18 protein-coding genes are annotated in these 16,647 nt (G+C 60.0%); 9 read left to right on the top strand and 9 right to left on the bottom strand.

What is annotated here, in order from left to right:
* The first annotated feature begins 9 nt into the window (after positions 1-9).
* From BLO49_RS07870 to BLO49_RS07880, 3 genes are all read left to right on the top strand, one after another.
* A complete protein-coding gene (locus BLO49_RS07870) occupies positions 10-657 on the top strand; it encodes a LuxR family transcriptional regulator (RefSeq protein ID WP_090646719.1) in 648 nt (215 codons plus the stop codon).
* Between the two features lie 151 nt (positions 658-808).
* The gene (locus tag BLO49_RS07875; RefSeq protein WP_090646722.1) at positions 809-1,240 is read left to right on the top strand and encodes a hypothetical protein; all 432 of its coding nucleotides are present in this window, start codon (positions 809-811) and stop codon (positions 1,238-1,240) included.
* A 57-nt stretch (positions 1,241-1,297) separates the two neighbouring features.
* Positions 1,298-1,954: a DUF6629 family protein gene (locus tag BLO49_RS07880; protein WP_090646724.1), complete on the top strand. Its 657-nt coding sequence runs from the start codon at positions 1,298-1,300 to the stop codon at positions 1,952-1,954.
* Here BLO49_RS07880 and BLO49_RS07885 read toward each other — a convergent pair.
* On the bottom strand, positions 1,948-2,646 hold the full coding sequence (locus BLO49_RS07885; protein WP_090646727.1) for a DUF899 family protein: 699 nt from the start codon (positions 2,644-2,646) through the stop codon (positions 1,948-1,950). The two genes, BLO49_RS07880 and BLO49_RS07885, sit on opposite strands and share 7 nt — an antisense overlap.
* Before the next feature lie 178 nt (positions 2,647-2,824).
* Here BLO49_RS07885 and BLO49_RS07890 point away from each other — a divergent pair, with 178 nt between their 5' ends.
* Positions 2,825-5,017 carry a glycoside hydrolase family 3 C-terminal domain-containing protein gene (locus tag BLO49_RS07890; protein WP_220083714.1) on the top strand — a complete coding sequence of 731 codons (2,193 nt, stop codon included), beginning with the start codon at positions 2,825-2,827 and terminating at the stop codon, positions 5,015-5,017.
* A 59-nt stretch (positions 5,018-5,076) separates the two neighbouring features.
* Positions 5,077-5,781, top strand: a complete 705-nt coding sequence (locus BLO49_RS07895; protein WP_090646730.1) for a peptidylprolyl isomerase — start codon at positions 5,077-5,079, stop codon at positions 5,779-5,781.
* Here BLO49_RS07895 and BLO49_RS07900 read toward each other — a convergent pair.
* From BLO49_RS07900 to BLO49_RS07910, 4 genes are read right to left on the bottom strand one after another with little or no spacing between them, the layout of a single operon-like run.
* Positions 5,778-7,010, bottom strand: coding sequence for a M24 family metallopeptidase (locus BLO49_RS07900; protein WP_090647352.1), 1,233 nt, complete (start codon positions 7,008-7,010; stop codon positions 5,778-5,780). The two genes, BLO49_RS07895 and BLO49_RS07900, sit on opposite strands and share 4 nt — an antisense overlap.
* A gap of 1 nt (position 7,011) precedes the next feature.
* Positions 7,012-7,239 (bottom strand): DUF3916 domain-containing protein, encoded by a 228-nt coding sequence (locus tag BLO49_RS18715; RefSeq protein ID WP_170828258.1) that lies wholly within the window; start codon positions 7,237-7,239, stop codon positions 7,012-7,014.
* A complete protein-coding gene (locus BLO49_RS07905; RefSeq protein ID WP_090646732.1) occupies positions 7,209-7,541 on the bottom strand; it encodes a DUF3916 domain-containing protein in 333 nt (110 codons plus the stop codon). The genes BLO49_RS18715 and BLO49_RS07905 overlap by 31 nt, the downstream gene beginning before the upstream one ends.
* 10 nt (positions 7,542-7,551) lie before the next feature.
* Positions 7,552-7,881, bottom strand: coding sequence for an MmcQ/YjbR family DNA-binding protein (locus BLO49_RS07910; protein ID WP_090646735.1), 330 nt, complete (start codon positions 7,879-7,881; stop codon positions 7,552-7,554).
* 157 nt (positions 7,882-8,038) lie between these two features.
* Between BLO49_RS07910 and BLO49_RS07915 the strand changes: the two genes are divergently transcribed.
* Entirely contained in the window at positions 8,039-8,242 is a 204-nt protein-coding gene (locus BLO49_RS07915; RefSeq protein ID WP_090646738.1) for a hypothetical protein, read from the top strand.
* Between the two features lie 58 nt (positions 8,243-8,300).
* Here BLO49_RS07915 and BLO49_RS07920 read toward each other — a convergent pair whose 3' ends face one another.
* The gene (locus BLO49_RS07920) at positions 8,301-9,026 is read right to left on the bottom strand and encodes an EF-hand domain-containing protein (protein ID WP_139159646.1); all 726 of its coding nucleotides are present in this window, start codon (positions 9,024-9,026) and stop codon (positions 8,301-8,303) included.
* A gap of 339 nt (positions 9,027-9,365) precedes the next feature.
* On the opposite strand from BLO49_RS07920, the gene BLO49_RS07930 reads away from it, so the two are divergent.
* Together BLO49_RS07930 and BLO49_RS07935 are read left to right on the top strand one after the other, a co-directional pair.
* Positions 9,366-10,055, top strand: a complete 690-nt coding sequence (locus BLO49_RS07930) for an EF-hand domain-containing protein (RefSeq protein ID WP_090646749.1) — start codon at positions 9,366-9,368, stop codon at positions 10,053-10,055.
* Between the two features lie 143 nt (positions 10,056-10,198).
* Positions 10,199-10,957: a prephenate dehydrogenase/arogenate dehydrogenase family protein gene (locus BLO49_RS07935; protein ID WP_245678937.1), complete on the top strand. Its 759-nt coding sequence runs from the start codon at positions 10,199-10,201 to the stop codon at positions 10,955-10,957.
* Positions 10,958-10,975: 18 nt separating this feature from the next.
* Here the strand turns inward: BLO49_RS07935 and BLO49_RS07940 are convergent, their stop codons facing one another.
* Positions 10,976-12,850, bottom strand: a complete 1,875-nt coding sequence (locus BLO49_RS07940; RefSeq protein WP_090646752.1) for a cation:proton antiporter domain-containing protein — start codon at positions 12,848-12,850, stop codon at positions 10,976-10,978.
* 258 nt (positions 12,851-13,108) lie between these two features.
* Here BLO49_RS07940 and BLO49_RS07945 point away from each other — a divergent pair, with 258 nt between their 5' ends.
* Positions 13,109-15,244 carry a M13 family metallopeptidase gene (locus BLO49_RS07945; RefSeq protein ID WP_090646754.1) on the top strand — a complete coding sequence of 712 codons (2,136 nt, stop codon included), beginning with the start codon at positions 13,109-13,111 and terminating at the stop codon, positions 15,242-15,244.
* Between the two features lie 359 nt (positions 15,245-15,603).
* Here BLO49_RS07945 and BLO49_RS07950 read toward each other — a convergent pair whose 3' ends face one another.
* Together BLO49_RS07950 and BLO49_RS07955 are read right to left on the bottom strand one after the other, a co-directional pair.
* A complete protein-coding gene (locus BLO49_RS07950; protein ID WP_139159647.1) occupies positions 15,604-15,846 on the bottom strand; it encodes a hypothetical protein in 243 nt (80 codons plus the stop codon).
* Complete coding sequence (locus BLO49_RS07955) at positions 15,819-16,430, bottom strand: TetR/AcrR family transcriptional regulator (protein ID WP_245678938.1); 612 nt, start codon at positions 16,428-16,430, stop codon at positions 15,819-15,821. Before BLO49_RS07955 ends, BLO49_RS07950 begins: the two co-directional genes overlap by 28 nt.
* Positions 16,431-16,647: the final 217 nt, after the last annotated feature.

Raw genomic sequence — 16,647 nt, forward strand, 5'->3', positions numbered from 1 at the left:
AGATCGGGGATGGAGAACGAGGCGGCAGGGATAGAGGCGCTGACAAAGCGCCACAAGGAAATCCTGCGGCTGGTTTACCAGCACTACCAGACCAAGGAAATCGCGCGCGCGCTGAATATCAGCGAACGCACGGTCAAGACACATACCGAAGAAATACGCCGCCGGCTGGACGTGACCACCAGCCGCGACGCCGCCCGGCTGCTGGCGGCGCACGAGACCACCCTCGGTCGTGACGACCGATGGTCAGCGGGACCGATGGCGGACTACGAGGCAGGCGAAATAGTCTTGCCGCATGAACAAGCCGCTCTCTCCAAACCCGTATCACTTGGCAATCCGTTGGGATCAGCTCGAAATGGCCTGGCGCGAGATGGCGGCGCCGCAGAAGCAGTCCTCGATCCGGAGCATACTGGAGGACATCCAGGCCCTGCACCAGACCAGTGGCGCGGAAGCGGCCTTGTTCGACCTGATCGCGGCAACCGCCTGGCTGACCGACGAGGGGACAGTCTCGAACAGAGGCTGGCCCGGCTGAACGCCTTTCAGTGGCTGGGGCTGATCGTGGTCTTGGGGGTACTCTCTGCCGTTGTGGTCAGCGGGCTCATCGCGGCGGTCATCGGCACGCTGGAAGGTCTTCAGGTTTTGAATCGCCAGATCGGCTGAGGGGGCAGGTCTGGCGATTTCTCTTATGGCCAGGCGCAAAACACATGACCATCGAGTTTCTTTACCGCACAACCGGCAATGTCCTGCTTTTCACCACCCTCACCCTGATGGCCGGCATGTGGCAGGTAGAGCGGCGAAGGTCACGCCCGACATGATCATTCATTTTGTCTGGGTATGGCTCAGCACCATCCTGCTGGTCGGCAGTTGCCTTTGGGCCTTCTGGCGGGGTGAGGCGGCGGAACGCTGGGGCGGCGGCATTCTGCTGATCGGCTTTGGTCTGACCGTAGTCGCGCAGATATGCCAGCCAAAGGGCGTTTATGATGGCGCCGGCATTGTTGCGGTCGATGTGGCCGGTTTGCTGGCCTTTGTCATCCTGTCGCTGTGGTCAAGGCGTATCTGGACGCTTTTTATCGCCGCTTTCCAGCTCAATGCGGTGATTTCCCATTTCGCCGTCCATCTCTCCTCGCATGTCGATATGTATACACAGATTACCGCGGTCGGCCTGTGGGGCGGCTATGCCATCACCTTCGCCCTGATGGCCGGCATGTGGCAGGTCGAGCGCCGGCGTTTAGGCCGGAATTAGGTTTACATTGCCGACGAAGCCCCTAAGCTGACCGGAACAATCAAGGGGTTGGCCAGCATGTGTTTTTCCGCGCCCGTGAGTTTCGCCGCCAGCGCTTTTGTCGCCGGGGCCGGGGCACTGGCCCTGCGGGAGACACGCACCGTGACCGAGCGGCCCCTCGCCAGTGTGCCGCTTTTGTTTGCCATGCAGCAGTTCGTCGAGGGCGTTTTATGGCTGCTGCTGCCGCAGATCGGCACCGGCGGGGCGTCTCATCTGCTGGTGCAAATCTATGCTTTCTTCATCGGCGTCATCTGGCCGATGGTGATTCCGCTCGGCATATTGCTGATCGAGCCTGACCGGTTACGCAAGCGCCTGATGACGGGTGTGTTGGCGATCGGCGTGATTGTGGCGATCGGCACCTTTATCATCATCCTGCGCTATGGCGTGGAGGTGGCGGTGGTCAATCACTGCCTGGTTTACTCAAATCCCTTTGGCGGCGGGCTGCTGGTACGTTCGGCCTATGTCATCGCCACCTGCGCCGCTTACTTTCTGTCGTCGCATCGCAGCGTGCGCTGGATCGGCATTGCCATGATCGGCGGCTTCGGTGTCGCCTACAGCTTCTACCACCTGAACTGGCCTTCGGTCTGGTGCTTCTTCGCCGCACTGGTGAGCGCTTTAATCTACTATCACTTCCGCCGTTCACGGGTAGCGGCCGAGGCCATCGCCGCTCAGTAATCCAGCTTCGGATACCAGGCCTCGCCGCGGCCTTCCGGCGTGCAATCGAGCACATTCCACAGCGGCGCCATATCCGGCGCGCCGCGCGGGTCCTGACCGGGATCGGCGGTCTGGCCGGTCATCTCGCCCGACCAGAAATGACGGATCGTGCCGTCGCGCTTCGTGAAGAAATTAAAAGCCGGGATTTCAGCGCCATCGGGCAGGATACCGAAATAGTCGCGTGAATAATTGTCGTTCATGTCGGTATAGAGCAGCAGATGCTTCCAGCCGCGATGCGCCTTCCACGCCTTAAGCTTTTCGATCGGCGAACGCGCCACGACGACCAGTGATATCCGCTGCGCCAGGTCTTCGGCATTGGCATCGAGCGGCCCGAGCAGGTTGGTACACATCGGGCATGGTTTTTCACGCTGCGGACCGAACATGTAGGAATAGACGGCCAGGGTTTGCTTGTCGCCGAACAGGCCGGCGAAATCGACCGCCCCCTCCTCGCCCATAAACCGGTATTCCCCTTCCACCGGACCGCCCGGCGGCAGGGCGCGGCGCTGGGCGGCCACGCGCTCCAGGTGGCGGCGCAGTTCTATCTCTTCGGCCAGAAGCGCGGTGCGGGCCGCGCGATATTCGGCGCTTTCATTGCGGATACGGACAGGGTTATCGCGCGCCAGTTCGGCGGCGGGAATGAGCGGTTCGGTCATGGCTGTGCCTCCGGTTTGCGAAACCTTATGCCGCCCCGCACTTAAACATGGCAGCAATATGCGCCGGAAATGAGGCTTGTCAGCGCCATTTTCGTATGACAAATTTCACCGATAACTGCCCGTTGCGTCGGTAAAATCGCTCCGATCGAGAAGCAGACTTTTTCAGGAGAAGATACGCATGACAGGTCAAATGTGGCGCGCCTTCGCGCTGGCGGTTGCAACGGTTTGTATGGCCCTGCCGGCCATGGCCCAGACCGGGGCGCAGGATAAGTACCCGTTCCAGAATCCGGACCTGCCCGTCGAGCAGCGCATCGACAATATCCTCTCCCTGATGACGATCGACGAGAAGATCGATGTCCTTGGCACCCAGACCGGCGTGCCGCGCTTAGGCATTCCCAATATCGGCAGTTCGGAAGGCATTCACGGCGTCGTCCAGCGCGGCGGCGGCAAGCGCAACCTGACACCGATCACTACCACTCAGTTTCCGCAGCCGCCCGGCATGGGCGAGACCTGGGATCCGGAGATGGTGCGCAGGGCCGCCGGCGTGGAAGGCTACGAGGCGCGCTATATCTCGCAGACCGAAAAATACGGCCGCCAGATTCTGATGCTGTGGGGTCCGCAATCCGATCTGGCGCGCGATCCGCGCTGGGGGCGCAGCGAGGAGGTCTATGGCGAAGACCCCTTTTTCAACGGCACCATGGCAACGGCCTTCGTGAAGGGGCTGCAAGGTGATGATCCCAAATATTGGCAGTCGGCTGCCCTGCTGAAGCACTTCCTGGCCAACAGTAACGAGAACGGTCGTGGCGGATCATCATCCGATTTCGACGAGCACCTGTTCTGGGAATATTATTCCGTGCCCTTCCGCATGGCCTTTGAGGACGGCGGCGCCAAGGCCGTCATGGCGTCCTATAATGCCTGGAACGGCACGCCGATGACCATCCATCCGATCCTTGACAGCATCCTCACCAAACAGTGGGGCGTCGAAGTGCTGTCTTCCGATGGCGGCGCCGTGACCAATCTGGTCAAGTGGCACAAGACCTTCCCCAACCAGAAAGATGCCGTGGCGGCCAGCGTCAAGGCCGGGATCAACCAGTTTCTCGATACCTATAAGGACGAGGTCCATGCGGCGCTTAACGATGGGTCGCTGACGACGGCCGATATCGACTACGCCGTGCGGCGCAAGATGCGTATCGCCATCAGGCTCGGCCTGCTCGATCCGCCGGACCGGGTGCCGTATTCGAAAATCCACGATGGCGTTGAGCCGTGGAATACCGACCAGAGCCGCGACGTGTCGAAGCAAATCGCGCTGGAATCAGTGGTCTTACTGAAGAATGACAAGGGTGCGCTGCCGCTGCAAAAATCCGGGTTGAAATCGGTGGCGGTGATCGGGCCACTGGCCGACAGCGTCCACTGGGACTGGTACGGCGGCCTGCCACCTTACGCCGTAACGCCGCTGGCGGGCATCAAGGCCGCGTTGGGGCCGGATGTGGCCGTGACCTACGCCGCCGATAACGCCAATGGCGCTGCCGTCGCCGCCGCAAAAGCCGCCGATGTCGCCATTGTCGTTGTCGGCAATGACCCGACGTGCGGCCCCAACATGGCGCATGACTGGAACGACGCCGGCACCAACCCGTGCGCCGATCCGGGCGATGGCCGCGAAGGCCGCGACAGAGAGACACTGACGCTGGCGCAGGAAGATTTGGTGAAAGCCGTTTACGCTGCCAATCCGAAGACCATTATGGTGCTCATTTCGAGCTTTCCCTACACCATCAACTGGTCACAGGATCATATCCCCGCCATCCTGCACATGACCCATTCGTCGCAGGACGAAGGCACGGCCCTGGCCCAGGTGATCTTCGGCGACTACAATCCCGGCGGCCATCTGGTGACCACCTGGCCGGCCTCCATGGACCAGTTGCCGCCGATGATGGACTATAATATCCGTCATGGCCGCACCTATATGTACGCAAAAGGCAAGCCGCTTTATCCCTTCGGCTACGGCCTGAGCTACACCACCTTCCGCTATACCAATCTGAAAACCAGCGCGCCGCAGATCGCCAAAGACGGCGAGATCACCGTCAGTGTCGATGTCAGCAATACCGGCCAGATGGCGGGGGATACGGTTGTTCAGCTTTATGTGAGCTATCCGAACTCGAAGGTCGAGCGGCCGATGAAAGAACTGGAAGGCTTCAGGCGGGTGCATCTGGTCGCCGGCGAAACACGGACCGTGACCATCCCTCTGAAAGCCTCACAACTGGCCTGGTGGAATGTCGCTGCCAAAGCCTTCACAGTCGAGACCGCACCGGTCAATCTGATGATCGGAGAATCCTCGGCCGATATCAAACTGAGTCAGCGCCTTTCCGTGCAGTAGGGCTTGCCAAAGCCGGCGGAATTTCGATAACTGCGGGCCTGAGTTATGGAGATGACGGTATGAAAAGACGGGGATTTATCGGCGCAGGACTGGCGCTTGTGGCCACAGCGGTCGCTGCCTGCTCGAAAAAACCGGAAAAGGCCGCTGCCCCAAATGCAGAAAATGGCGCTGAAAAGCCGAAGGCCCCGCCCGCCCCGCCACCGAAGCCGGAGACCGTCACCGTGCGCCTGACCACCACCAAGGGCGATATCGAAATCCTGCTGGAAGCGAAGAAGGCGCCGCTGACCACCGCCAACTTCCTGCACTATCTCGACGCCGGCAAGATTGTCGGCGCCAATTTCTGGCGCGCCGCCCATTCCGGCCCCAGCGGCTTTATCCAGGCCAGCATCCAGGGGCCGACCTTCCCACCGATCGCCCATGAATCGACGAAGATGACCGGCCTGTCCCATACCAGCGGCGCCATTTCGATGTCGCGCTTCGCCCCCGGCACCGCGACCGGCGACTTCATACTGTGCGTCGGCGACAATACCTTCCTGGATGCCGGCAAATCCGGTTCCGACGACAAGCTGGGCTATGCGGCTTTCGGCCACGTCACCAAGGGTATGGACGTGGTCAAGGCCATTCTCAAGGGCAAGATCGACAGCCATACACGCGAAGGCGGCTGGGCCGGCCAGATGCTGGCCGCGCCGATCGAAATCACGGGCGCGGAGCGTATCGGCGAGACCTTTGCGGATAGCTCGGAGTCGGCCTCGGCTTCGTCCTAAATTGGATCGTCAATGGACCTGGCCAGGGGCGTGAAGAGCTTCGGGCCGGCTTCCGTCATGTGCCAGCAGTCTTCCAGACGGATGCCAAATTCGCCGGGGATATAGAGGCCCGGCTCATCCGAGAAGCACATGCCGGCGGCCAGCGGCGTCAGGTCGCTATGCACCAGATAAGGCGACTCGTGGCCATCCATGCCGATGCCGTGACCGGTGCGATGCGACAGCCCCGGCAGACGGTAACCCGGCCCCCAGCCTTCCTTTTCATAATAGGTACGTACGGCATCATCGATGCTGCCGACCGGCACGCCCGAACGCGCCGCCGCCAGCGCGATTTCCTGCCCGCGTTTGACCGTTTCCCACACCTTGCGCTGTTTGGCCGATGGCTCACCGTAAACCCAACTGCGTGAGATGTCGGACTCGTAGCCATGCACGCTGCATCCGCAATCCATCAGGATCACCGAGCCTTCGCGCACCGTTTGCGCCTGTTTCGAGCCGTGCGGATAGGCGCTGGCCTCATTGAGCAGCACCATCGAAAATTCCGGTGCACCACCCAGCGCCACGGTCGCCTGGTTCATCAGGGTGGAGATATCATGGCTCGTCATGCCCGCCTTGACCGCACTATGAACCTGGCGCAGGGCCGCGATGGTGATGTCATTGGCCACCTGTATCAGGGCCAGTTCAGCGGGAGACTTGATCTGGCGGCAGGCATTGACCAGCCCCTGGCCGGAAACCAGCTCATAGGCCGGTGACTGCGCTTTCAGGGCATCGACGATGAAGAAGCGGACATCGGGTTCGATGGCGATCCGGCCGGAGGTGAACCCACGATCTTTGAGGGCCTGGACAATCAGGGCTTCCGGGTTTTCATGCTCGTTCCACGGCCGGACATCGGCCTCGATCTGCAGGGTTTCGCGGACGCTCGGTTCCTCGAAGGCCGGGGTAACGATAATGGCCGCGCCTTTCGCCGGCAGGACGGCCGCTGTGACGCGTTCGGAAGTCCACCACTGGATGCCGGTGAAATAATCGAGCGTGGAGCCGAATTCAACCAGCAGGGCGGCAATACCTTGCGCCTGCATCAGCCCTTGCAGTTTATCGATGCGGGCCAGCCGCTCGGCGGCGTCAATCGGTTTGGCATTGGCGGCCAGAGATGCGGGGACCGTCTGAGTCTGAGCCAGGGCCGGACCAGCCACGGCCGAGGCTGCCAATCCGGTCAGAAAGGCGCGTTTCGAGATCATCTTATTGCCCCACATCGTTATATATCCACACTTCACCTACCTCTTCAAAAGGTGGCTCAAATGAGTCATCGCGTGCGTATGTCGAGTAGCCTTGCTCATGAAAACCTGGCGGAACTATAAATCCCAATCTGGTAGCCAGGCTACTTTCGGGCGGCAACGGTTTCCACCTTTCCTCATCGCTGTCACGATCAGCAAAGCTTAACCAATAGCTTTCGTCAAAAAAACACAAACTTCGCTTGAAAACATATCCGGGTATCCGACTATACCGGCCACTTTTGCCAATTTAGCCTTCTCAGGCTTGGCATTGGATATATTTACTGCGGCTCGAAGTATTTCCCGTGCACAGCGCTCATAGGCTTGCCGCATAGCTACTGGCGGCGTCAACAAAGTTCGCGAACCGGGTATCTTATAATGGTTGTAGCCATACCCTTCGCGAACCGGTGACGCCGGGAAAAAGCCAACCATCTTATCCGCCCAATCGGCCAGGCACTTCATCATGGCCTCAGTCTCTTCGCTGACACTATCGGTCATTCGATCGACTTCAACCGGCCTGCACCTTTTTCGGCAAGCTGTTACGTATGATCCGGTAAGACTCGAGAATGCGGACGCGCAGTTCGTCTTCCGGCGTGCCCCACGGCAGTTGTATCCAGGATCGGTGCATGTATTTGTCGCGCTGGCCGATGCCGGCCTCGACCAGCATGTCGGCCACTTCGATGCCGGCCGTCTTGACCGAAACGGCCGGCGTGACCGCGCCGATGGAGGCAAACATCTTGCCGCCGACCTTCCAGGTATCATGGCCGCCGCCCCACGGATCGGAGACTTCGGCGCCGGGCAGGGTGGCGCATAACGCATTGACAAATTCTCGGCTCATGCGGCGACGCTATCACGCGGACAGGCAGGGTGAAATCCCGTGCGTTCGCTTTTGAGGCGCATTTTTTTAATTGACGCCCGCCCGTTAACCGGTGTTAAGAGATTATAAATCCGGCGATCGTAAAAGTTAAAATGTCATAAGTTGTGGAGACGCGTACATGTCTTTGACTGAAAAACTGCTGATGCCGAAGAAGCTGATGATCGCGGGCCTGGTGATGATCGCCACGCTGATCCTGTGCATCGGCCTGCAATATTTCTACGACATCCAGACCGTGAAACTGGTCAAGACCGTTTTCTACTATCTGGTGCTCGACTATATCTGGGCCTCGATCCGCCGCGAGTTTTTCCCGGACCGTTCCTGATATTCACCCTCCGCTGAATAGAACGCTTCCCCGCCGCCTCAGGGAAGCGTTTTTTGCTTTAGGCGGCCACCGACAGGCTGGAGGCCGAGGCCGAAGCCATTGATTGCAGGCTGCCCTGACTGTAGGATTCGATGGCGTTTTGCAGGTCTTTCAGCAGGCTGGCAAGATCCGTTGCGGTATCGCTGCTGCTGAAGGCGCTGGAGGCCGACGAAGTGGCGTCGCCGCCGCCCATACCGCCCATGCCACCGGGAGGTGGTCCCGATGGCGGACCGCCAGCCCCATGCGGACCATTCGCCTGCATCTGGTCGTCGAAAGCCGACTTTTCAGATGAGGTGACCGAACCATCGCCGTCCGTGTCCATCGATGCGAACATCTGGTCGGCCCGCGTCGTATCCGTGCTGCCGGATTTCGACGTGTCGAAGGCTTCCATTTCGGTCTTGCTGATCGCGCCATCGCCATCGCTGTCCATATCGGACAGGGAGGGCGGGCCATTTTCCCCGCCGTGGCCATGACCACCCTGATGGCCTTCAGCCCCCTGGCTTTGCAGCAGGGCGCCCATCAGTTGATCGGACATCTGGCTGAGGAAGTAGCTTAAATCTTCGCTGACACTGGTGGTTGATGATGCAGAGGTTGTCGAACTGGTCGAGGACGACGCCGCGCTGCTGCCCGAAGCACTGGAGGTGCTTGAGGTCGTAGACGCGGAGGACGTTTGGGACGCCAGTTTGGCCTGCATCTGGGACAATAGCTGGCTGAGGGATGGCCCCGCCGTGCTGCCTATCTGCATGTTAATCTCCTGAAAATACCGGAGAAAGAAATCCGGCAAGATAACAAGAGAAAATATTCAAGTTAACAGGATATTATTTTAATCTATATTTCAATATGGTAACAAAAATACCAAATTTATGACTTAAAATATACAGCAATTCATTCTGAATATATCACAGTAAACATACATACAAGCAAAATTTACTGTAGGAAAAAACGCATAGGCAAGCTTTTCCCTGTTACAAAGCCCACTTGCCTATTCAACTCATGGCGGCTAATCTGAAAAGCGGCCTAAAATTGACCACAAAAAGCCCCTAACCGATCGTTCAGCCCTCCATTCCTTGACAGTGACATCGCCATGCGCCCTTACCGCTTCCTTTTTACGCTTCTCATCGCTGGCGCGGGCCTTGGCACCGCAGCGAACGCGCAGGACTATGTCGGCGCAGGGATGAGCCTGAACGTCTTCTTCTCGCCCTCGGGCCAGCCCTTCCGCGCCGCACCCGGCCAGCCCTACCCGGTGATGGCATGGTTCGCGCAGGCCGATACGGACAAGGACGGCAAGATCAGCCATGACGAGTTCGTCAACGACGCTACCACCTTCTTCAACAAGCTCGACACCAATCACGACGGCTATATCAACAGCCCGGAAAACAGCGCCTACGAAAATGATGTGGCCCCGGAGATCACGCGCATCGATCCGCGCATCAAACAGCCCAAAAACTATGTTGCCCAGGCGGATGACTCCGGCGAGAACAGCGATCCGACCGCCGGGCGTTATCAGAAGCAGATCGTGGGCGCTTCCCAATATGGCATGATCGATGAGCCGCAGCCGATCCGCGCCGCCGACAGCAATCTCGATTTCCGCGTCAGGACCGACGAATGGCTCAATGCGACGAACCAGCGCTTTTCCATCCTGGACAGCAACCAGGACGGCTTTATCACCCCGGAAGAACTGCTGAAAACGCCGGCCCAGTTCGCCAGCGAAGCGCCGGCGCCGGGTGGTAAGAAGGGCAAGGGCGACAAGAAAAAACGTTTCATGGGAAACTGAATTTCCGGCAAATCCGTCCGCATAACGGCGGCGATGCAGTTAAATTCGCCCCTGAATATACACCAGTCAGGATATTTTATCTCGCCTTGCCTAAACTTTCGTGGTACGCCGCCCGCTTCATTTTTATCTGAGGCAGGGACAAAGTGTCCAAATCGGTTCGCAAATTGGGATTATTTGGTCTGGGGGCGTTCGGCCGCCTGATCGTCAAGCACCTCTCCCCCTATTTCGACATCTATGCCTGCGACCCCAGCCCGGAAGCCCGCGCCTTCGCCCGGCGCCATAATGTCACCCTGGTGGACCTGCCGGTGGCCGCGGCCTGCGACATCGTGGTTCTGGCCACGCCGATCCGCACGCTGGAAGCTCTGGCGAAGGCCGTAGCGCCCTATGTAAAGCCTTACGGGCTGGTGATCGATGTAGGTTCGGTCAAGATCAAGCCAGCCAAATGGCTGGTCGATGCTCTGCCCGCCACGGTTTCGATCCTGTGTACCCATCCGTTGTTCGGCCCGCAATCGGCGCGCAAGGGCATTCATGATCTGGAAATCGTCCTGTGCCCGGTGCGTGTGCGCCACATGGACACCCTGGTGCGCTTTTTCAGTCAGACGCTCGACCTGAAGGTCTCCGTCGCCACGCCCGAACAGCACGACAAGGCCCTGGCGGCCGTGCAGGGCCTGACCCACCTGATCGCCAAGGTGCTGAGCGGCCTGGAGCCCCTGCCGACCGTCCACACCACGCGCTCGTATGACCTGATGATGCAGGGCGTGGGCCTCGTTTCAGGCGATTCCGACGAACTGTTCCTGTCGATCGAACGCGACAATCCGTTCGCCGCCGAAATCCGCAAGCGTTTCTTCAGCGAGATCGACGCCCTGCGCAACCGGCTGGAAGCGCACGACAGCGGCAAATAGGCCATATTGGCAGAGCAATCAGGTGCCGGCGGCTTTTTCAACCGCAGCCGCCGCCACCTCCTCCAGCGACCGCTTCGGTCTGACCGGGGCTTCCGGCTTGCGGATGCCGAACATCTTGCGGAAGACATCGCGGCGTTCATGGACGCTGGCCAGGACCAGCCCCATAGGCACGCCCAGATCGATCAGGGTATTTTCCGCCAGTTGCAGCGACGCCTCGATGGTTTCCGGAACGGCATCGGTGGCCCCCATCTGATAGAGACGCTGGGCATGGGCGGCATCACGCGCGCGCGCAATGATATGGACATCGGCGCGCATGGCCCGCACCGCCTTGACCACCTCATCGGTAAAGGCCGGATTGGAGGCCGTGACCACCACGGCGCGGGCGCGCTCAATGCCCAGACTATGCAGGAATTCCGCCGCTGAGGCATCGCCGTACCAGGCTTCGATATGCTGCGCGCGGGCGCGCTGGGTAACCTGCGGATTGATATCGACCACCATGTAGTCGATATTGTGCAGTTTCAGCATGTCGGTGACCAGCTCGCCGACGCGGCCGAAACCCACAACAATGACCTTGGCCGCTTCGCTGACGACGTCCGGCGCCACGCTTGTGGGCGCTTCGCCGTTTTTCGCCAGAGCTTTCGACAGGCGCCCGGCGCCGGCGGCGAGGAAGGGAATGCAGAACAGCGAGATGATCGAGGCCAGGATGACCGTCTGGCCAAATTCGGCATTCAGCACCTTGTGGCCGATCGCCTGGTCGATGATGACAAAGGCGAACTCACCCGCCGGCCCCAGCACCGCCGCCGTCTCGATGGCGCTGCGGTTAATGAGACCGAACAGGCGCGCCACCGGATAGATGACCGCCATCTTGATAGCTATCAGTACCGCCGCCAGACCGAAGACGAGCATTGGCTGGCTGATGACGGCAGCGACTTCGAGCCGCGCGCCGACGGTCACGAAGAACAGGCCGAGCAGCAGCCCCTTGAAGGGCTCGACCATATTTTCGATCTCGCGCCGGTATTCGGTTTCGGCCAGCAGCACGCCGGCGACGAAGGCGCCCAGCCCCATGCTGAGGCCGGCCATGACCGATATCTGTCCCGCCACCAGCACGCACAGCAGACAGGCGGCCATGAACAGTTCGCGTGACCGCGAGAAGGCGACGGTATTGAACAACGGACGCAGCAGCCAGCGACCGCCTATGACCAGTATGCCGATGCCGATCAGGGCAGGAATCAGGGCCAGCAGGCCGGAAAGGCTGCGGCCATCTCCCGCCGCGCCGCCGGCCAGCATGACCACGGTGATCAGGATTGGGGCGACGGCGATATCCTGGGCCAGCAGGACCGCGAAAACGCTGCGGCCGGAGGCGGTCTTGAGCGCCTTGCGGTCGGCCAGGACGGGAATGACGACGGCGGTGGAGGACAGGGCCAGCGCCATGCCGAGTGCCACCGACGAAATGAAGCTGCGCCCGATCAGCAGAAACAGGCCGGTCAGGGCCAGGGCGCATAGCACAACCTGTAGCGCGCCAAGGCCGAAGACCAGGCGTCGCATCGATTTCAGACGCTCGAAGGTCAGTTCCAGCCCGATGGTGAACAACAGGAAGACAACCCCCAGCTCGGCGAGCTGGTGGACGGTATGGGAGCGCATGACGCTGAAGGCATCGAGCACCGGCCAGGCAGTGGCCAGACGCCCCATGACATCCGGCCCCAAAAGGACGCCGATCAGCAGGAAGCCCAGGACGCTGGAGACCTTGTAGCGCTGAAAGATGGGCACGACGACCGCGGAAGCCAGAAGAAAGACGATGATGAAGATGTAATAGCCCTGCGCCTCGGCATTCAGCACCGGGGCCAGGGTTTCTTTCGCAATCGCGGACATGTGGCTCGCGGCGGATGCGTTCATCTTCGGGTACTTATCCTCTTTAGGGGTGTGCCTTAACTATAAGGGGAGCCCGGCGCGAATTGTAACCCCCGCTGCGCACGTTTTCGTGAAACATGACGGAAAATTCATGTTGGCTGCGTTCATAAAAGCGTTAAGGTCAAAACAAGTATCTTTTTCAATCAATCGGACCCGGTGCGTAAAACCGGTTCATTTTAGTCGCGCAATTTATCCGAAAAGTGGTGTCCACTTTATCGGATTGCGCTTTAGGGGTGCCTCCATATGAAATTGCTGAAAATCCTTGCCTGCTCGACGGCCCTCAGCGGCCTTGCGCTTTCCGTCGTACCGGCCCATGCCGCTGAGTGTTTCGACGCCTACTGCCACATGCAGAGCCTGGAAAGCGTCGACGCCCTGCTGGCCGCCGACACCTCTTCCGGCAGCGACGACGCCGCCCCCAATACGGTGGCGAAAAAATACGGCACCTGGGGGATCGATATTTCGGGCATGGATACCTCGGTCAAGCCGGGCGACAGCTTCTTTGATTACGTCAACGGCACGGCGGTGAAGGAAATGGTCATCCCGGCCGACCGCACCTCCTACGGCAGCTTCCTAGCCCTGCGCGAACTCTCCGAAAACCGCATGAAGGTGCTGGTGACGGGCCTCGCCTCGCAAACCGGCCTGACCGGCGACGACGCCAAGATCGCCAATCTCTATAACGCCATGATGGATGAGGCGACGATCCAGAAGCTGGATGTCGCGCCCCTGGCCCCGGCGCTTACCGCCATCCGCAACATCAAGACCAAGCCGCAGATGGCCCGTTACATGGGCAAGACCAGCGCAGAGTTCGGCTCCAGCTTCTTCGGCGCCTATATCGATGGCGACGCCAAGAACCCGCAGATCAACGTGCTCTATCTCGGCCAGTCGGGCCTGGGCCTGCCGGACCGCGACTACTATCTCAAGGACACCTACGCCGACAAGAAGACCAAGTACGAAGCCTATGTGGCCAAGATGCTGACCATGGTCGGCTACCCCAATGCCGCCCAGGCGGCGAAGGATATCGTGGCGATGGAGACGAAGATCGCCGAGGTGAGCTGGACCCGTATCGACCGCCGCGACGACACCAAGACCTATAACCCGATGTCGCCGGCCAAACTGGCGAAATACGCCCCGGCCTTTGAATGGAAGGCTTATTTCGAGGGCGCCGACCTGACGCAGGCGAAGAAGATCATCATCAGCGAAAATACCGCCTTCCCGAAGATCGCCCAAATCTACGCCGATACCCCGCTGGAGACCCTGAAAGCCTGGCAGACCTTCCGCACGGTCGATCAGGCTGCCCCCTATCTTTCCGAACGCTTTGCCACCGCCCAGTGGGAATTCCGCTCGCGTGACCTTTCCGGCGCCCAGGCCCAGCGCGAACGCTGGAAGCGCGCCATCAGCGTTACCGACGGCGCGCTCGGTGAAGCCATCGGCCGCGCCTATGTGGCGCAGTATTTCCCCGCCGACTCCAAGACCAAAATGGAAGGGCTCGTGGCCGACCTGCGCGCCGCCCTCAAGATCCGTATCGAGAACCTGACCTGGATGAGCGCCCCCACCAAGGAAAAGGCGCTGGAAAAGCTCTCCAAGTTCGGCGTCAAGATCGCCTATCCGGATAAGTGGCGTGACTATTCCGCCCTCGATATCAAGCCGGGCGATCTCTATGGCAATGTCGAGCGCTCTTCGGCCTTTGAATGGGCCTGGAATGTCGCCAAGATAGACAAGCCGGTCGATCCGCTCGAATGGGGCATGACGCCGCAAACGGTCAACGCCTACTATTCGCCGACGCGCAACGAGATCGTCTTCCCCGCCGCCATCCTGCAACCGCCCTTCTTTGATCCGAGCGCCGATATGGCCGTCAATTACGGCGGCATCGGCGGCGTCATCGGCCACGAAATCACCCACGGTTTCGACGACCAGGGCCGCAACTATGACGGCAACGGTTTCCTCAAGAGTTGGTGGACCGACGAGGACTCGGCCAAGTTCAATGCCCAGGCCAAAAAGTACGGCGAACAATACGATGCCTTCGAGCCCCTGCCCGGCGTCCACGTTCAGGGCGGCCTGACCATGGGCGAAAACATCGCCGATCTCGGCGGCAACCTGCTCGGCCTCGACGCCTACCGCATTTCGCTGCATGGCGCCGAAGCGCCGGTGCTCGATGGCTTCACCGGTGATCAGCGCGTCTTCATGGGCTTCGCCCAGGTGTGGCGCTCGAAATATCGTGACGACGCCGTCAAGCAGCAGGTCGCCACCGACCCGCACTCACCGGCCGTCTTCCGCGTCATCGGCCCGGTGCGCAATATCGACGACTGGTACAAGGCCTTCAATGTCCAGCCAGGTGAGAAATATTACCTGGCGCCGGAAGACCGCGTCCGCATCTGGTGAGGGCCACGAGCCCTCAACCCGGAATCGTGACGGTGGCGGTGGCGCCGCCGTCGCGGTTCTCATCGTCTTTCCAATACAGAGAATGATCGCAACGATATACTGAAAGCTCGCCTCTCAGGAGACGGGCTTTTTTATACCTCCCCAGTTTACTGGGGAGGGGGACCACCCTTCGCTAAAGCTACGGGCGGCAAGCCGCATGTGAATGGCTTGTCCCGCGAAGCCTTGGCGAAGTGGGATGGTTCGGGCTTCTTACTTCAGATGGCATATCCGTTAAGGGAAGTAAGATACCCCACCACCAACGCGCGAAGGGCGCGTCGGTCCCCCTCCCCACCGAAGGTGGGGAGGTACAGGTGGTCTGGCTATTTCTTCCGATTTGCGAAACGGACAACCGCCACAACGATTCCAATAATCGTTAGAATACTGCCAATTCCAACTGATAGAGGCATGACCGTCATGCCGAACAATGCACCCGCGTTATCGCTTTCATATTCAAAAAAATACCACGTCAGCCATATGCTGCCTACAATCAGCAGCAAGCCGGTCACAACCAAACTGATCGGCAAAGCTATACGCATTATCGACACCCAGCCCGGATCAACCATTCGATCTCATCCGCCAGTTTTTGTGGCGGTACGGCGATCAGGCGTTCTTCCAGGCCGATATAGACCACCCCATGCACAGCGGAAAACAAGGTGCGGGCACGGATGGTCAGGGCCTCCGGCGATGCTTCCGGCATAATCACCGACAGAGGCGCCCCGACATGGCGGAACAGCCCAAGCTGCGCCTCAACCGCCCATTCCGGCAGCGGCGTAGTGATGCGCACCTCGAACATCATCCGCCACAGGGGCAGGTTTTCGCGGGCGAAGGTGAAATAGGCCAGCGCCACCGCCACCAGACGATCCAGCGCCTGCGCGCGCGTCGTCATCGGCCGATGCGCGGTCTCACGCTCGAACAGGGCATCCAGCCGCCCTTGCGTGCGCACCGTGACGCGCAGCAGCAGGTCGTCCATGTCCTGCACGATATTATAGAGCCCGCCCAGGGCCACGCCAATATCCGCCGCCAGATCGCGCGCCTTCAGGGCATGGGAGCCTGTTTCGCAGATGCGTTTTTCCGCCGCCGTCAGCAGGGCTTCAAGCTGGGCCTGACGGCGATCGGCGGTCGCACTGGAAACGGCTTTGGCGGGCATGAGCATTCAATCCGAAAATATTTTGAACAAAGTTCATCTTTATATTGAACAACGTTCAAGCTTGCGATACATAACAATTGTGAACGGCGTTCATATCATGGTTCGCCCCTGTGAGAAAGCGCTGTTTCACACCCTTGGGGGACCGGACGTTTTACCATCCGGAAATGAGGGGGGATTGCACAGTAGCGTAACCGGGCGGCGGTGGGATAGCGCCGCC

It is taken from the genome of Asticcacaulis taihuensis (assembly GCF_900100255.1).
Taxonomy (GTDB): Bacteria; Pseudomonadota; Alphaproteobacteria; order Caulobacterales; family Caulobacteraceae; genus Asticcacaulis; species Asticcacaulis taihuensis.

Coding starts and splice junctions, on each gene's coding strand:
- BLO49_RS07890 (WP_220083714.1), top strand. CDS start 2,825: ATGACAGGTCAAATGTGGCGCGCCTTCGCGCTGGCGGTTGCAACGGTT.
- BLO49_RS07910 (WP_090646735.1), bottom strand. CDS start 7,881: ATGAGCCGAGAATTTGTCAATGCGTTATGCGCCACCCTGCCCGGCGCC.
- BLO49_RS07920 (WP_139159646.1), bottom strand. CDS start 9,026: ATGCAGATAGGCAGCACGGCGGGGCCATCCCTCAGCCAGCTATTGTCC.
- BLO49_RS07900 (WP_090647352.1), bottom strand. CDS start 7,010: ATGATCTCGAAACGCGCCTTTCTGACCGGATTGGCAGCCTCGGCCGTG.
- BLO49_RS07940 (WP_090646752.1), bottom strand. CDS start 12,850: ATGAACGCATCCGCCGCGAGCCACATGTCCGCGATTGCGAAAGAAACC.
- BLO49_RS07905 (WP_090646732.1), bottom strand. CDS start 7,541: ATGACCGATAGTGTCAGCGAAGAGACTGAGGCCATGATGAAGTGCCTG.
- BLO49_RS07875 (WP_090646722.1), top strand. CDS start 809: ATGATCATTCATTTTGTCTGGGTATGGCTCAGCACCATCCTGCTGGTC.
- BLO49_RS07880 (WP_090646724.1), top strand. CDS start 1,298: ATGTGTTTTTCCGCGCCCGTGAGTTTCGCCGCCAGCGCTTTTGTCGCC.
- BLO49_RS07885 (WP_090646727.1), bottom strand. CDS start 2,646: ATGACCGAACCGCTCATTCCCGCCGCCGAACTGGCGCGCGATAACCCT.
- BLO49_RS07870 (WP_090646719.1), top strand. CDS start 10: ATGGAGAACGAGGCGGCAGGGATAGAGGCGCTGACAAAGCGCCACAAG.
- BLO49_RS07930 (WP_090646749.1), top strand. CDS start 9,366: ATGCGCCCTTACCGCTTCCTTTTTACGCTTCTCATCGCTGGCGCGGGC.
- BLO49_RS07945 (WP_090646754.1), top strand. CDS start 13,109: ATGAAATTGCTGAAAATCCTTGCCTGCTCGACGGCCCTCAGCGGCCTT.
- BLO49_RS07915 (WP_090646738.1), top strand. CDS start 8,039: ATGTCTTTGACTGAAAAACTGCTGATGCCGAAGAAGCTGATGATCGCG.
- BLO49_RS07955 (WP_245678938.1), bottom strand. CDS start 16,430: ATGCCCGCCAAAGCCGTTTCCAGTGCGACCGCCGATCGCCGTCAGGCC.
- BLO49_RS07895 (WP_090646730.1), top strand. CDS start 5,077: ATGAAAAGACGGGGATTTATCGGCGCAGGACTGGCGCTTGTGGCCACA.
- BLO49_RS07950 (WP_139159647.1), bottom strand. CDS start 15,846: ATGGTTGATCCGGGCTGGGTGTCGATAATGCGTATAGCTTTGCCGATC.